This window comes from Magnetofaba australis IT-1 (assembly GCF_002109495.1).
Taxonomy (GTDB): Bacteria; Pseudomonadota; Magnetococcia; order Magnetococcales; family Magnetococcaceae; genus Magnetofaba; species Magnetofaba australis.
Map to the genome: position 1 here is coordinate 1,410,461 of NZ_LVJN01000020.1, position 15,840 is coordinate 1,426,300.

Annotated in this window: 10 protein-coding genes; 8 read left to right on the forward strand and 2 right to left on the reverse strand. The window is 63.0% G+C overall.

Going from position 1 to position 15,840, the window contains the following annotated elements; genetic code table 11:
• Positions 1–180: 180 nt before the first annotated feature.
• The 3 genes from MAIT1_RS18420 to MAIT1_RS18430 are packed head-to-tail and all read left to right on the forward strand — an operon-like array spanning position 181 to position 5,748.
• Positions 181–1,113: a PfkB family carbohydrate kinase gene (locus MAIT1_RS18420; protein WP_085445380.1), complete on the forward strand. Its 933-nt coding sequence runs from the start codon at positions 181–183 to the stop codon at positions 1,111–1,113.
• A 16-nt stretch (positions 1,114–1,129) separates the two neighbouring features.
• Complete coding sequence (locus MAIT1_RS18425; RefSeq protein ID WP_085445381.1) at positions 1,130–3,349, forward strand: HAD-IIB family hydrolase; 2,220 nt, start codon at positions 1,130–1,132, stop codon at positions 3,347–3,349.
• Positions 3,346–5,748, forward strand: coding sequence for a sucrose synthase (locus MAIT1_RS18430; RefSeq protein WP_085445382.1), 2,403 nt, complete (start codon positions 3,346–3,348; stop codon positions 5,746–5,748). The genes MAIT1_RS18425 and MAIT1_RS18430 overlap by 4 nt, the downstream gene beginning before the upstream one ends.
• 98 nt (positions 5,749–5,846) lie before the next feature.
• Here MAIT1_RS18430 and MAIT1_RS18435 read toward each other — a convergent pair whose 3' ends face one another.
• Complete coding sequence (locus MAIT1_RS18435) at positions 5,847–8,225, reverse strand: methyl-accepting chemotaxis protein (protein WP_158089609.1); 2,379 nt, start codon at positions 8,223–8,225, stop codon at positions 5,847–5,849.
• Between the two features lie 597 nt (positions 8,226–8,822).
• On the opposite strand from MAIT1_RS18435, the gene MAIT1_RS18440 reads away from it, so the two are divergent.
• The 4 genes from MAIT1_RS18440 to MAIT1_RS18455 are packed head-to-tail and all read left to right on the forward strand — an operon-like array spanning position 8,823 to position 12,574.
• Positions 8,823–10,076 (forward strand): diguanylate cyclase, encoded by a 1,254-nt coding sequence (locus tag MAIT1_RS18440; RefSeq protein ID WP_158089610.1) that lies wholly within the window; start codon positions 8,823–8,825, stop codon positions 10,074–10,076.
• Between the two features lie 59 nt (positions 10,077–10,135).
• Positions 10,136–10,639: a thioredoxin family protein gene (locus MAIT1_RS18445; protein WP_085445385.1), complete on the forward strand. Its 504-nt coding sequence runs from the start codon at positions 10,136–10,138 to the stop codon at positions 10,637–10,639.
• Complete coding sequence (locus MAIT1_RS18450) at positions 10,639–12,039, forward strand: TolC family protein (protein WP_085445386.1); 1,401 nt, start codon at positions 10,639–10,641, stop codon at positions 12,037–12,039. The genes MAIT1_RS18445 and MAIT1_RS18450 overlap by 1 nt, the downstream gene beginning before the upstream one ends.
• Positions 12,017–12,574 carry an efflux RND transporter periplasmic adaptor subunit gene (locus MAIT1_RS18455; protein ID WP_085445387.1) on the forward strand — a complete coding sequence of 186 codons (558 nt, stop codon included), beginning with the start codon at positions 12,017–12,019 and terminating at the stop codon, positions 12,572–12,574. The genes MAIT1_RS18450 and MAIT1_RS18455 overlap by 23 nt, the downstream gene beginning before the upstream one ends.
• A gap of 3 nt (positions 12,575–12,577) precedes the next feature.
• On the opposite strand, the gene MAIT1_RS18460 is transcribed toward MAIT1_RS18455, so the two are convergent.
• The gene (locus tag MAIT1_RS18460) at positions 12,578–13,282 is read right to left on the reverse strand and encodes a sulfite exporter TauE/SafE family protein (RefSeq protein ID WP_085445388.1); all 705 of its coding nucleotides are present in this window, start codon (positions 13,280–13,282) and stop codon (positions 12,578–12,580) included.
• 54 nt (positions 13,283–13,336) lie between these two features.
• Between MAIT1_RS18460 and MAIT1_RS18465 the strand changes: the two genes are divergently transcribed.
• Entirely contained in the window at positions 13,337–15,799 is a 2,463-nt protein-coding gene (locus MAIT1_RS18465) for a heavy metal translocating P-type ATPase (protein ID WP_158089611.1), read from the forward strand.
• Positions 15,800–15,840: the final 41 nt, after the last annotated feature.

Sequence of the window (15,840 nt, forward strand, 5' to 3'; positions counted from 1 at the left end):
CCCCCATAATGAACGACGGAAGCCCTGAAAACAGACGTCCTTTTTCCCGCTAAGGGTGGTGGGATGCGCCGCGCTCGCCTATGATTGGTGTTTCGTGGGGCGCGCAGCCGCGCCGCTATGATGTGAGTGGTCCGGCTGCCAGGACATTGCCCGTTTCCGCCGTCGTTTCAGGAGGAGAGGATGTCACAGCTCACCGCGTTTCCCGGTCGGCCCGTGGTGTTTGGCGAAACCCTGTTTGACTGTTTTGAAGAGGGCCCGCCAGTACTGGGCGGCGCGCCGTTCAACGTCGCCTGGCACCTGCAGGGCTTCGGCCTGAAACCGCACATGATCACCCGGGTGGGCGATGATGGCCTGGGGCGGCGCGTCACCGAGGCCATGACCGGTTGGGGCATGGACCTGACCGGCGTACAGGTGGATCCGGAAAAACCCACCGGTTCGGTCAGCGTCACCCTGGTCGATGGCCAACCCAGCTACGTTATCAATCCCAATCAAGCCTACGACTTCATCAACTGGGCCGAGGCCGATCAGCGCTTGCGTCGCTGTGAATCGCCCATGGCGGTGTTGATTCACGGCTCCCTGGCGCTGCGCGAATCGGTGTCGCGCCAGACCCTGTTCGGCATGCGCGTCAAGCGCAAGCCGCGCCTGTTCGTGGATATCAATCTGCGCGACCCCTGGCACAACCCCGATGATGTGCGCCAGATGCTCGACGGCGCCCACGACGTCAAACTCAACGATCATGAATTGGCCTATCTGCAGGGGTGCGACATCGATGACGAAGAGGAGTTGCTGGAGGCGGCGCGCGCCCTGCTGGAGCGCCACGGCAACCAGCGCATCGTGCTCACCCGCGGCGAGGCGGGCGCCATGATCATCAGCGTCAAGGAGGCGGCGCAGGCGCGCGCGGCGGCGGTGGATGTGGCCGATACGGTGGGGGCGGGGGACGCCTTCTCCTCGGTGTGCGTCATTGGCCGCATTTTGGGGTGGCCCGACGCCGTGACGGTGCAACGGGCGGTGGATTTCGCCGCTGATATCTGTATTCAACGCGGCGCCACGGCGCCGGATACGGCGCTGTATGCGCGCCATCTCGAGCAATGGGGTCACAACAACCCGCAGTAGCGGGAGGAGAGTCGCCATGGCAGGCGCTAAAGTCCGGCAGGATGATGATAAACTTTATATAGTTCTCATCAGCCCGCACGGGCTGATTCGCGGACATAATCTGGAGCTTGGACGCGACGCCGACACCGGCGGGCAGACCAAGTATGTGTTGGAGCTGGCCCAGGCGCTGGGCCGCCACCCGCGCGTGGCGCGGGTGGACCTGATGACCCGTTTGATTCAGGACAGCCGGGTTGGGCCTGACTATGCCGTGGCTGAAGAGTCGGTGGGCGAGAATGTCTACATCGTGCGCCTGCCGTGCGGCCCGAAACGCTACCTGCGCAAAGAGAGTCTGTGGCAGTACCTGAGCCACTTTGCCGATAACGCCCTGCCGCACTTTCGCAAACTGGGCATGCTGCCCCATGTGGTGCACAGCCACTACGCCGACGCCGGTTATGTGGCCACCCGCATCACTCGCCACCTGGGGGTGCTGCATGTGCATACCGGCCACTCCCTGGGACGGGTGAAAAAGGCGCGGTTGCTGGAGAAGGGGCTCGACGAGCAGACCATCGAACAGCGTTACAGCATCGCCCGACGCATCGAGGAGGAGGAGATCACCCTCGGCAATGCGGGCATGGTGGTCACCAGCACCAGCCAGGAGGTGACCGAGCAGTACGGCATGTATGAGAATCACCACACCAAACAGATGGTGGTGATCCCCCCTGGCGTCGACCTCACGCGCTTCTCCGTGCCCGAGACCTGGAGTAGTTTCCATCCGCCCATTCGCAACACCCTGCACCGCTTTCTGCACGATCCCAAAAAGCCCATGATCCTGGCGCTCTCCCGCGCCGACGAACGCAAGAACATCGCCACCCTGGTGCGCGCCTATGGCGAACATCCGCGTCTGCGCGAGCTGGCCAATCTGGTGGTGGTGGCGGGCAATCGCGACGATATCGAAACCCTGGATAAGGGCGCCCGCGAAGTGCTGCGCTCGTTGCTGCTGATGATGGACCGCTATGACCTCTATGGCCACATGGCGCTGCCCAAGCATCACCAGCCTGATGATGTGCCCGACTACTACCGCATGGTGACCAAAAAGCGCGGCGTGTTCGTCAATCCGGCCCTCACCGAACCGTTCGGTTTGACCCTGATTGAGGCCGCAGCCTGTGGCGCGCCTATTCTCGCCACCCATGATGGCGGCCCTCGCGACATCATCGGCAACTGCAAGAACGGCAAGCTGTTTGATCCGCTGGACGCCGATGCGCTGGGGGCGCTGCTGGAAGAGGCGGTGACCGACCGCGCGCAGTGGCGGCGTTGGTCGAAAAATGGTCTGAAAGGGGTGCGCGAACACTACACCTGGGACGGCCATGTGGCCACCTACCTCAAGGCGGTGGATAAACGCCTCAAGGAGATGGGCAAGCGCACCATCGTGCGCGCCATGGGCTCGCGGCGGAAGGTGGACAGCAGCCGTCTGCCCACCGTGGACCGCATCTTGCTGTGCGATATCGATAACACTCTGCTGGGTGACCGCACGGGGATGTGTACGCTGCTCAACCACTTGGCCGAAACCCGCAATGTCGGCTTCGGCGTGGCCACCGGGCGCACGCTCAAAAACACCGTCAAGATCCTCAAACAGTGGGGCGTGCCGCTGCCCGACTTCATGATCACTTCGGCGGGCAGCGAGATCCACTACCGGCACAAGTTGGTGGAGGATGAAACCTGGGCCAAGCACATCGACTATCGCTGGGAGCGCGATGAACTGCTGCATGCGCTGGGCGCGGTTCCTGGGCTCAAGCCGCAGCCCAAGGACCACCAGAATTCACGCAAAATCAGCTACTACATCGATGTGGAGAAAGCCCCCTCCGGGGAGGAGATTCAGAGCCTGCTGCGCTCGCGCGATCTGCACGCGCGGGTGATCGTCTCGCGTCAGCAGTTCCTCGATATCCTGCCCATCCGCGCCTCCAAGGGGTTGGCGCTGTCGCACTTGGCGCTGAAGTGGGGGGTGCCGTTGGATCGCGTGCTGGTGGCTGGGGACGCCGGGAACGACATCGAGATGCTGCAAGGCAACCAATTGGGCGTGGTGGTGGCCAACCACAGCCCGGAAGTGGCGTTCCTGCGCGGGCAGGAGCGTATCTACTTCGCCGAAGAGCCCTACGCCTGGGGCATCCTGGAAGGGATCAACCACTACCACTTCTTCGGCGACATCCAAATTCCTGACGCCACGGAGACCGACGCCGCAGAGGAGACCGCGCCATCATGAGCATCGCCCAATGGGAACACAACGCCACGCAACACGCCGAACCCTTCTCCCAGTTCATTCGTTACTGCATCTCCCGCAATCACAAAGTGATGCGACGGGATGCGTTGGAACAGGCGTTTGGGGAGTTTTTGGCGGAGCAGGCGTTGGCTCCCGAGGTCGAGCAGAGCGTGCGCTGTCTACTACATTGGGCGCAGGAAGCGGCGTTTGATGCGCGCAGAAGAGCCGCCGCCTTTGCCGTGCGCCCCCGGGTGGCGGCGTGGCGCTATCGCACCTTTCAACTGGCCAGCGCAGGCGGCGCGTTGAGTGAGATGACGCCGCAGGCCTACCTGCACTTCAAAGAGTCGCTGATCTCCGCTCCGGACACCGACCCTTCCGGCGTGCTGGAGTTGGATTTTACCGCCTTTAACCCCTATGTGCACAAACCGGCGGGGGCGCACTCCATCGGTCGGGGGCACACCTTTATCGCCCGGCAGGTGGCCAGTCAGCTGTTCCTGGAGCCTGATCAGGGCGCGGCGCGACTGACCGAGTACTTGGCGCAGAAAACCGTGCGCGGTCAGCAGACTTTGACGCAACCGCAGTTGGACACACCCGAGGAGCTGCGTGAGGCGCTGCTGCGCGCCGATGGCGTATTGGTGAGCCACTCGGCGGATACGCAGTGGGCCGACGTGGCTGATTCGTTGCGCGCGCTGGGCTTTGAGGCGGGGTGGGGGCGCAGTGTGGCGCGCATTCGCGAGGCCATGGCGCTGCTGCTGGACCTGCTGGACGCGCCTTCGGCCACATCCATCGCCAAATTCCTCGACCGCACCAATGTGATCACCGCCGTGGCGATTCTCTCGCCCCATGGCTATTTCGGCCAGGAGGGGGTGTTGGGCATGCCTGACACCGGCGGCCAAGTGGTCTATATCCTCGACCAGGTCAAGGCGCTGGAGAAGGAGATCAGCGAGCGTTTGTATAAGCAGGGGCTCGATATCGAGCCGCGCATCGTGGTGCTGACGCGCCTGATCCCCGAAGCGGGGGAGACCACCTGCAATCAACGCATCGAGCCCATTGAGGGGACGCAGGGAGCCGAAATTCTGCGCGTGCCGTTCCGTCACCCCAACGGCGATGTGGCGCAGCACTGGATTACCCGCTTTGCGGTGTGGCCATTCCTGGACCGCTTTGCGGTGGATGCCGAGAGCGAATTGGCGCATCACCTCGGCTGTCAGCCGGAGTTGATTATTGGCAACTACTCCGACGGCAATCTGGTGGCCGCCATCATGGCCCAGCGCAGCGGCGCCACACTGGCCACCATCGCCCACGCTCTGGAGAAGACAAAATACCTCAACGCTGACCTCTACTGGCGCGACCATGAGGAGAACTACCACTTCTCTTGCCAGTTCAGCGCCGACCTGCTGGCCATGAATCAGGCCGACTTCGTCATCTCCAGCACCTTTCAGGAGATCGCAGGCACCGATGTCAATGTCGGCCAATATGAGGCGCACCAGCACTTCACCATGCCGGGACTCTATCGGGTGGTTGGCGGCATCGATGTGTTCGATCCGCGTTTCAATATCGTGCCGCCGGGCGCCGATGAAGACATCTACTTCCCCTACACCGACGCCCAGCGGCGCATGCCGGAGTACCATGAGACCATCGAGGAGATGGTGTTTGGCGAGAGTCAACCGGGGCGGCGCGGCGCGTTACAGGATCGGGACAAGCCGATTCTGTTCACCATGGCGCGGCTGGACCACATCAAAAATCTCACCGGGCTGGCGCGCTGGTTTGGCGAGAGCGCGGAGCTGCGCGAGCGCGCCAATCTGTTCATCATCGGCGGCCATGTGGATGCGGCGGCCTCGGGCGATCGCGAGGAGCGCGATCAGATCCTGTTGATGCACCAGATCATGGACAACCATCAACTGGATGGGCAGATGCGCTGGCTGCCCGCCAGCAAGGATCGGCGTTTGAATGGCGAACTCTATCGCTGGCTGGCCGACCGTCGCGCGGTGTTCGTGCAACCGGCGCTGTATGAGGCGTTCGGTTTGACCGTGGTGGAGGCCATGGGCTCGGGGCTGCCCACTTTCGCCACCCGTCATGGCGGACCGCGCGAGGTGATCGAACACGATGTGTGCGGGTTCCATATCGATCCCAACGACGGCGTGGCGGCGGCGGCGTTGATGGCCAAATTCCTCAACGATTGCGCCGCCGACGGCGAGCATTGGAACGGCTACTCACAACGCGCCATGCAGCGGATTCAAAGCCGCTACGCCTGGCCGCTATATGCCGAGAAGCTGCTGTCGCTGGGCGCGCTCTACGGCTTCAATAAGTGGCTGAACCGGGATCGCAGGCAGGCCTATGAGCGCTATCTGGAGATGTTTCACCGCCTGATGTTCCAACCGGCGGCCAAGCGCGTAAAGCGCTAAACGGCTATTGCAGGGGTCGGATGCTTAAAAAAACGGGGAAGCGCATGCGCTTCCCCGTTTTGCATCTGTTTCGGCGCCATATCCGCCTTGCGCCGGGATTAGTCGGAGAACTCCAGGAACAGCTTGTCGATGGCGTTGAACAGATTGACGCGCTCTTCGTTGAATCGACCCAGCGCGGATTTGGCTGCGGGCTCATCCTCATCGTCAATAGCCGACAGGCATTCGCGTAGAGTCTGCTGCATCGCTTTATAGTGCTGCTCGGCTTCGGCGAACTTGGGATACTCGCAGAGTTTTTCGACTCCGTCGCCACTCAGCCAGCCAAGCAAGTTGCCGTCGAGCACCATGTCCACTTGATCGGCTTGGCCCATCTCTTCCGCCATGCGACCTTCGATGCGTTGACCGATCTGCCCCACGCTGGAGAGCAGCACGCTCTTAAGGGTGATGGCGCTGAACGGCTCGTCGCCCACAGTGAGCCCCTCCTGGGAGTCGCTCAGGTATTTGCTGGTGTCGGAGATGGTGTTGGTCAGGGTGCCCAAATACTCCACCGAACGACGTAGGTAGCCCGCCAGACGGAACGCCACCAGCATCTTCTCGGAGCCGCTGGCCTTCTCGGTCTGCTGCGCGAACTCGTTGACCGAGCGGATGAAGGCGTTGGCTTCGCCGGTTTGCCCGGAGACGCTCTCGGCCAGAGTCGCCAATCTCAGGGAGGAGTCAGCGATCTCCTGGGTGCCGGAGGCGGCTTCGGCGGCGGCGCGGGCCACCTCTTGCGCAGCGGAGTCCAGCTCCTTGGAGTTGCGCGTCACCGTGTCGGTGGCTTCAGTGACTCGTGTGACCGATTCGCCGATGGCCTTGGCGGTAATCGCCTGCTGATCCACGGCGCCGTTGATCTGATCGCTCACTTCATTGATGCGCGCGATGCTGGCGCTGACCTCCTGGGTGATGGAGACCGCCACCTGAGTGTTGTTCTGAATCTCCAGAATACGGGTGGAGATCATCTTGGTGGCGTCGGCGGTCTGGCTGGCCAGATCCTTCACCTCGTTGGCCACTACGGCAAAGCCTTTGCCCGCTTCGCCCGCGCCGGCGGCTTCGATGGCGGCGTTGAGCGCCAGCATGTTGGTCTGGCTGGCGATGGCGTTGATGATGGCCACCACTTTACCGATCTCCTGCGCCGACTCGTTGAGCTGCTCCATCGCCTCATTGGTGCGCGCGGCGTGGGAGCCGGCGGCGTCGGAGACCTGGTTGGCCTGTTGCGCGTGGGCGCGGATGCTCTCCTGGGCGGCGTTCAGGGCGGTCATCGCTTGCGCCACCGAGTCCACCTCGGCGTAGACCTGTTCGATGCTGGCGTTGACCTGAGTGATGTTGGCGGTCATCTCCTCGGCGGCGGAAGCCATGGTGTTGACGTTGCCGCTGGCCACCGAGGCGGCGTCGGCGATATTGGTGATATCCGTCGAGAGCGTCTGAATCTCTTCGGCCACGCTCTCGATGCGCGAGGTGGTCTGCGCCACCGACTCCTTCATCTGTCCCATGCCCTGGCCCAGGGTCTCGTTGTCTTTGGCCAGCACCTGGTTGATGTCATGGGACTGCTTGGCGTCCTGGGTGAGCATGTGCTGCACGTAGTTGAGCTGCGCCACGCAGATATCCAGCGTTTTTGACTGGATGCTGATCACCTCCACGCTCTCGGCCAAATTGTCGGTCATGCGGTTGACCTGGGCGGAGATATCATCCAGTTCGTCAAACTGCGTCGGGTCGGTCTTGTGGAGTTCGAGGCGGTTGGACAGGTCGCCGTCGGCCAACACGTGGATGGCGTTGTTGATGTGGTTGATGGGGCTGGTGATGGTGCGTTTGAGCAGTAGGCTCAGCATCAGCACGAACACCACGTTGGCGCCCACCAGCACCAACAGGGCCATGATCTTGGCCTTGTTGATCTGGTCATACACCTCATGCAGGGAGGTGGTCAGCTGGAACACGCCGCGGATGGGGTTGGGGTCGGCGTCGTGGCACTCGTTGCACGCCTCCTCCTTAATCACCGGCACAAAGTAGGTGATGATGCCCACGCCATCCGGGCCCTCTTCGATGGTATAGCCCTTTTTGGCGTCTTTGCCCTGTTTGAGTATCTGGTCAAAAATCGCTTTTTTGTCCGGGTCGAGCTCGACCGGCTTCTGCTCTTCAGGATCCAGCGGCGTAGTCTCGCCATCCTCGTCGAGAATGGGCTTACCGTCTTTGTCGCGCTCCACGGCAAAGGCTTCGGTGCCGTTTTTGCGCAGAACCATAAAGGTGGTCAGTCCGGGGATTTTGCGTTTGAGCCGCTCCATGAAGTCATGCGCCATGTCGGAGCGACCGCTGAGCATGATCTTCTTCAGACCGATGTTGGCGGAGTTGCTGAAATTCTCCAGGTTGTGCTGGTACTGGGTATTGAGGCTGTTCTCCATGATGGCGATGATGACATTGCCCATGCCCAGAAGGCAGAGCGTTCCCATCACCCCGACTGCGAAGAGGATTTTTTTGCCGACGGATCTATGGAGAAAAGTGAGCATGCTGATACGGTTCGGCCCTTCGTCGCGCAGTTGGCGCGGACGCATCAAAGGTTGATCAACGCAGTCGTGCGCGACCGGAAAACGCGCTATCGGCCCTCAACGTCAGAAACCATGACGTTTTGCTGCGATGCGCTGTAAGGGGAACGGCCAAATCTACACATTTTAGCAGGAGAAAACTACACATCCCTGCATAAGGAAATAGACATTTAACAACATAAACAAATTGTCACATAACTCCCGGCACGGTTTCAAGCATCATGATGGTTTATTAGGTCATCCTAACCATTTCCGCCCCCGTTTCTTTGCAGGATTCGGCAGCTGGCGGCGCCCCCCCCCCCCTCGTGGGTTGGCTATTTGACTGCAAATGCCGTACAATTTTTCCGGTCTAGGAGGCTCTCCTCAGTCAGCGGTGCGGTTTCGTCCCCGTATGCTGAGGGGATCTGTCTCTTTTCATCGTTGCGACACTGTTGAATGCGCGCGCCCAATCGCGCGCGCTGTGCCAACGGTATCCCCGGTTCAGGGCGGAGAGTGGGAGCGAGAATGCTCAATATTCTTGTTGTGGAAGATAGCCAGGTACAGGCGGAGCTGCTCAAACGGCGCATCTTCTCCACGCTGAAATTTCAAGTCACTCACACCACCTCCTATGCGCAGACCCAGGAGTTGCTGGAGAAAGGCGATGTGGAGTTCTTCCTGGCTTTAAGCGACCTGGTGCTGCCCGACGCCAAAGATGGCGAAGTGGTGGACTTGGTGGTGGAGCACGAGATCCCCTGTATCGTGTTTACATCGGTTTACAGCGATGACGTGCGCGAGCGCATGGAGACCAAGTCCATTGTTGACTATGTGGTCAAACAGGGCTCCAACGTCGATCTGGTGGTGGATCTGGTGGAGCGGGTGCATCGCAATCGCGACGTCAAGATTCTCATTGTGGATGACTCGCGCACCTCGCGGGCGGTGACGCGCAAAATGCTGGAGCTGTATCAGTTTCAGGTCATTGAAGCCTCCAATGGGTTGGAAGCCACGCGTATGTTGATGGATCATCCGGATACGCGTTTGGTGATCACCGACTACATGATGCCGGAGATGGATGGCTTCGAACTGCTGTCGTGGATTCGCAACAGCATGGGCAAGAGCCGCAATGAGCTGTCGGTGATGGGGCTGTCGGCCTATGGCACCAATGCGCTTTCGGCCCGTTTCATCAAGAGCGGCGGCAATGACTTTCTGAGTAAACCATTCCTACGCGAAGAGTTGATGTGCCGGGTGGTGCAGGATGTGGAGCTGCTCGAGCATGTCGCCACCATTCAGGAGATGGCGCGATTGGACTTCCTCACCGGTCTGTCCAACCGTCGTCACTTCTTTGATGTGGGCGAGAAACTCTTCTCCAACGCCAAGCGGGAGAACATCACCCTGGGGCTGGCGATGATGGATATCGACCACTTCAAGGGAGTGAATGACGGCTTTGGCCACTATGCGGGCGATCTGGTGCTCAAAATGATGGCCAAACAGATGGAGGAGTCGTTCCGCCAGACCGACGTGGTGGCGCGCATGGGCGGCGAAGAGTTCGCCATTCTGCTCTCCAACGCCTCGCCGGATCGCATCTATGAGACCTTTGAACGCTTCCGCAAACGTATTGAAGAGGCCACCACGCAGTTCGGCTCCCACGCCATCCGCGTGACCGTGAGCATCGGCATCACCACCACCCTGCATGGGTCGCTGGAGGAGATGGTCAACGAAGCCGATAAGCGCCTCTATCACGCCAAGGAGACCGGGCGCAATCAGGTGGTCTTTGAATCATAAAAATTGATTGCGCGCGCGGCGCGCCAGTTTGAGTTTTGATTCACATATGGGATGACAGAATGAAGAAGACGCTGATTCTTTTGGCGGCGGTGTGCTGCTTTGTGCTGGGCATGCGGGATGGGCAAGCGGCCTTCATCGGCGAAAGCCTGGATTTTGACCTGCCCACTGAAATCGCCGACGCCGCCGAAGCGGGCAAGCGCGTGGTGGTGATGTTCCACTACAGCGGCTGCCCCTTCTGCAGCAAAATGCGCGCGCGGGTGTTCCCGGATCCCGCCGTGGACGCCTACTACAGCGACAAATTCGTGCTGCTGGAGAGCAATATCAAGGGCGACTTGGAGATCACCAGCCCCGATGGCAAAGGCATGAGCGAAAAGGCCTGGGCCACTGAGTTGCGCATTCGCGCCACGCCGGTGATCATCTTCTTCGATACCGACGGCAAGCAGGCGCTGCGCATTACCGGCTACTTCCCGCCGGAGCGCTTCATCGCCGCCGGACGCTACGTGCACTCGGGCGCCTATAAAGAGGGGATCTCCCTGGCGCGCTTCATGCGGGATGGCCGCTGATGCCGCAGTGGGCTGTATTGAGAACGCTGAGGCTGGCGCTGTTGGGGGTGGTCATCGGCGCATCCTCGGCGCTGGCGCAGAACACCGAATCCCTCTCCTTGCAGAGCGTGCTGGAGGGCGCGCGCGCCCAGGCGGGCTATCGCGCCGCGCCGCAGCAGGCGCGCGCCCAATCCGCACAGGCCTCCGTGCGCGAATCCCGCGCCGCCTACGGGCCGCAGGTGACCGCCTCGGGCGCGGCGCGGGCGTTTGAGTCCGAGTCCGCCGCCGAGACCGATGAGGCCGAGGCCTACGCCACGATCACCCTCACACAACCGCTGCTGGACTTTGGCAAACGCGACGCCCTCTCGGCGGCGGCCCAGCTGCGCGCCCAGGCTGCACAACTGAGCGTGGGCAACGCTTGGGATGCGGCGGCTCTGGATGCGGCGCGCGCCTATTTCGATCTCTACGTCTCTGAATTGACCCTGCAAGCGGCCAACGAGGCCCATGCGCTGGACTACGTGCGCTGGGAGCGCGCCAAGGAGCGCGAAGCGCTGGGCAAGAGTGATGCGGTGGTCACCGCCGAATGGCTCTCGAAAGTGGAAGCGAGCCGCACGGTTTATTATGGCGAGCGTGACCGCAACGCCCAGCTACGCGCCCAGTTGGCGCAGTTGACCGGGTTGCCGCTGGATAAGGAGCTGATTCGCCCGCCCGCCGCGCCGGAAGACAAACCGCCGGTGCTGGATTGGCGGCGTCTGGCCGATGTGGCGGCGCAGCGCAATCCCCAATTGCAGGCGTTGAACTTGCGCGTTCAGGCGCAGACCCAGGCCGCCGAGGCCCAGCGCGCGCGTCCGCAGCTGGATGCGGTGGCGGAGTTTGGCCGCTCCACCCGCACGCTGCGCGGCAACGATCGCTGGGCGGCTGGGGTGCAGGCCAGTTGGGATCTGTGGGATGGCGGCGCCACGGATGCGCGGCGCGAACAGGCGCTGGCCGACGCCGAGGCGTTGCGCGCCGAGCGCGATCTGCTGCTAAAGAGTCTGCGTTTACAGGTGCAGGAGGCGGCGCAGAAGAGCGCTTGGGCGCATCAGGCGATTCTGGCGGCGCAGGCGAAAAAGCGCTGGGCCGAGATGCAGCTGCTCAAACGGCAGACTCGTTATCAGCAGGAGCGGGTGAGCGATCTGGGCTTTGCCATGGTGGATCTGACCCGCGCCGAGGCGCAGCTGGTCAAAGCCGCCGGGGCGCGCTATATGGCCTCCATGACCCTGGCGGTGTTGCTGGGGGAGTCGCCGGAAGCGGCGCTGAAGCCGGATTTCTTAACGCGCGTGGCGCAGATGGGCGCGCAGACCGACGCCGCGCCCGCCAGCGAGTCGAACTCATTCACCCCACCGGGAGGGAGCGGATATGGAACCCATGCGCAGCCGTAAGGCGCTGTTGAGCGCCCTCATGTTGGGGGGCGGAGTGATGTTGGCGGCGGGGCAGGCGGTTGCCGAGCAGTTGACGCTGGCGTTTGGCGTGCCCGGCGTGGTGGCCAGCGTCAGCGCCAAACCGGGGCAGAAGCTGGCCCAGGGCGATGAGTTGGCGCGGTTGGATCAGAGCGTGTTTCGCGCCGATGCGGCCATGACCCGTGCGCAGTTGGCGGCGGCGCAGGAGCGCGCCAAGCAGGCCGATGCCGAGGCGGGGCGGGTCAAGCAGCTGTATGACGATCTCAACACCTCTGCCGAAGAGCTGGAGAAGGCGCAGTTGGCGGCGGTGGAGGCCAAGGCGGGTCTGGCGGTGGCGCAGCGCGATCATGCGCGTGCGCAGTGGCGGCTCAAACAGTCGGTGTTGCGCGCGCCATTGGCCGGGTGGGCCGCGCGCGTGCCCGGTTATGTGGGTTTGGTGACCCACCCCCAGGCGGGGGCGGCGCCCATTGTGGTGATCGACGTCGTCAAAACGATGGATGATAAATCCGCCAAGTGAGCGTTACAGCCAACCAGCCAAACCGGCGCCGCGAATGAGCAGTTGCCCGCCCATGAGCATCACCAGTAGCGCCGCCGCCTGCAGCAGGCGTTGACGGGCGTGGGCGCTCATCCAGCCAGCGATCAGGGCGAACAGGAGTAGCGGCGGAATGGTGCCCAGCACAAACGCGCTCATGATCAGCGCGCCGCCCAGCGCCGAGCCGCTGGCCGCCGCCTGGGCCTGAAACGCCCAGTGCAGTCCGCACGGCAGCAAGCCGGTGAGCATGCCCAGCGGCAGCATGCTCAGGGCCGAACCCTGCTGCATCAAGCGGGCATAGAGACGGCCCAGGCGGGAGTCGGCGGCAAACCCGCGCTCCAGATTCCACGGCAGCCACCCCAGGGTGGCCAAGCCCATCAGCAGCATCGCCGCGCCCGCCAGCAGTTGCGGCAGGCCGCGCGCCCCCGCCAGGGCGCTGGCGGCGTCCGCCACCGACCCCAGGTAACCGATGATCGCGCCCAGACAGACATAGACCAGCAGGCGTCCGCCGTGGTAGAGGAGATGGGGCGTGACCCGCGCCGGACTCCAGGCGGGCAGGTGGCCCTGATGCTGTGCATGACGCATGGCGCAGGCGGCGATGAGTCCGCCGCACATGCCCACGCAGTGGCCCGCCGAGAGCAGACCGCCCAGCAGCGCGGCGCCCAGATTCAGCGTTGAGAACGTCAGCTCCATGGTTGTCCCAAAATCCCTTTTGCGCGCATGCGCTGCCGGAGTGTGCCTGTTTCCATGAACGCCTCAGACGACGGATATTGTTACCACTGCGGCCTGCCCATTCCCGAAGGGGTCAATCTCACCATTCAGGAGGGGCCGCAGACGCGCCGGTTCTGCTGTGTGGGGTGCAAAACCGCCTATCAACTGATTCAGTCCGCCGGCTTGGAGGAGTTCTACAAACGGCGCGATCCGCAACAGAGCGGCGGCCGTCCGGATGAGGAGAATCTGGCGGCGTTGGCGGCGTTCGACGACCCAATCTATCAGAAAACCGTTGTCCGCGCTCTGCCTGACGGCAAGCAGCGGGTGCATCTGCTGCTGGAGGGGATCCACTGCGCCGCCTGTGTGTGGCTTAACGAGAAAGTCCTGAGCGGTCTGCCCGGGGTGACCTCGGCGCAGGTGAACTTCTCTACCCACCGCGCCACCGTGACCTGGGATCCGGCGCAGACCAAGTTGTCGCAAATTATCCATACGGTGCGCCGCATCGGCTACAACGGCGAGCCGTATGACCCCGAAGCGGTGGAGCAGAGCCACCGCAAACGCGATCGCGACCTGCTGTTGCGCATGGCGGTGGCGGGCTTTGGCGCAGGCAATGTGATGCTCATCGCGGTGGTTCTCTATGCGGGCTTCTTCACCGGCATGGAGGCGCAGTACAAACACTTCTTCCATTGGCTGTCGCTGGTGCTGGCCACGCCGGTGCTGTTCTTCTCCGGTTGGCCCTTCTTTCGCGGCGCCATCAACGGGTTGCGTCTGCGCACGTTGAACATGGATCTGCCCATCGCCATCGGCGCTACGATCACCTACAGCTATTCGGTGTGGATCACACTCAGCGGCGTGGGCGAGGTCTATTTCGACTCGGTCACCATGTTCCTGTTCTTCCTGCTCACCGGGCGTTTTTTGGAGTCCGGCGCGCGGCGCAAGGCCGCCAACGCCACCGAGCGTCTACTGAGCATTACGCCCAAGCTGGCCAGCGTGGTGCGCGATGGCGATGAGTATCAGGTTCCAGTGCGCGAAGTGGCGGTGGGCGAGATGGTGCGGGTCAAGCCCGGCGAGCAGATCCCGCTGGATGGGACCGTCCTCAGCGGCGGCGGCGGCGTGGATGAGGCGATGCTCACCGGCGAGAGTGTGCCGGTGCTCAAAACCCTCGGCGACTCGGTGGCTGGGGGCACGCTCAATGTGGATGGCGCGCTGGAGATCGAAGTTACCCGCATCGGCGATGAGAGCGCCATCAACCGCATTGTGCGCATGGTGGAGGCGGCGCAGGCGGCGCGTCCGCCGATTCAGACCTTGGCTGACCGTGTGGCCGGATGGTTCGTCGGCGCGATCCTGATTATGGCCTCGGGCACGCTGGCTTATTGGCTGACGGTGGACCCGGCGCAGGCGCTGGAGAACACCGTGGCGCTGCTCATCATCACCTGCCCCTGTGCGCTGGGGTTGGCCACCCCCGCTGCTGTGGTGGTGGCCACCGGCGCGGCCTCGCGAGCGGGGATTCTGATCAAGGGCGGCGACGTGCTGGAGCGTCTGGCCCGCGCCCAGCGCATCGTGTTGGATAAAACCGGCACCGTCACCCTGGGGCGTCCCACGGTGCAGCGGGTGGTGCTGGACGCCGATGTGGGCGAGGCGTATCTGCTGGAGATCGCCGCCTCTTTGGCGTCGGCGTCGGAACACCCAATCGCCCGCGCCATCGCCGCCTACGCCCGTGACCAGAGCGGCGAGAATCCGCGCCGACCCGAGCGTTCGCGCAACCATGCCGGGTTGGGCATTCAAGGCAATTGGGGAGACGAGCAGGAAGCGCGCATGGGGCGCGCGCCGTTTATCGCCGAGTGGCTGGGCGTGGACGCCTTGGAGCCCCCCGCAGACGCCAATCCCTTCACCTGGACCGCAGTGGCGGAGAATGGTCGCCTGCTGGGCTGGTTCGCCCTGGCCGATGCGCCCAAGCCCGATGCGGGCGAGGCGGTTGCGGCGTTCCACGCCCTGGGTTTGGAAACCACACTGCTCTCCGGCGACCGCGCCGCCGTGGTGGAGCAGACCGCCGCCGAAGTGGGCGTGAACCACGCCATCGGCGGCGTGCTGCCGGGGGAAAAAGAGGGCCATGTGGCGCAACTCCAAGCCGATGGCGTCGCGGTGGCCATGGTGGGCGACGGCGTCAACGACGCTCCGGCTATGGCCCGCGCCGATGTGGCCATCGCGGTGGAGAACGCCGCCGACGTCTCCATGGAGACCGCCGATGTGGCGCTGCTCTCGCCGCAACTGGCCACCGCCGCCCGCGCCATCGCCATCGCCCAGCGCACCATGCGGATTATTCGACAGAATCTCACCTTCTCCCTCGTTTATAACGCCATTGCCATCCCCCTGGCCGCCAGTGGGCACGTTCTGCCCATCGTCGCCGCCGTGGCCATGCCGCTCTCCAGCCTGATCGTGGTGGGCAACGCCTTGCGGTTGAATCGGATTCAGCCTCTGCCGGGTGAAGTGACGCACTAACTTGAGGTGAGCGCGGTGATTGGATGCTGAAAGATATTGGG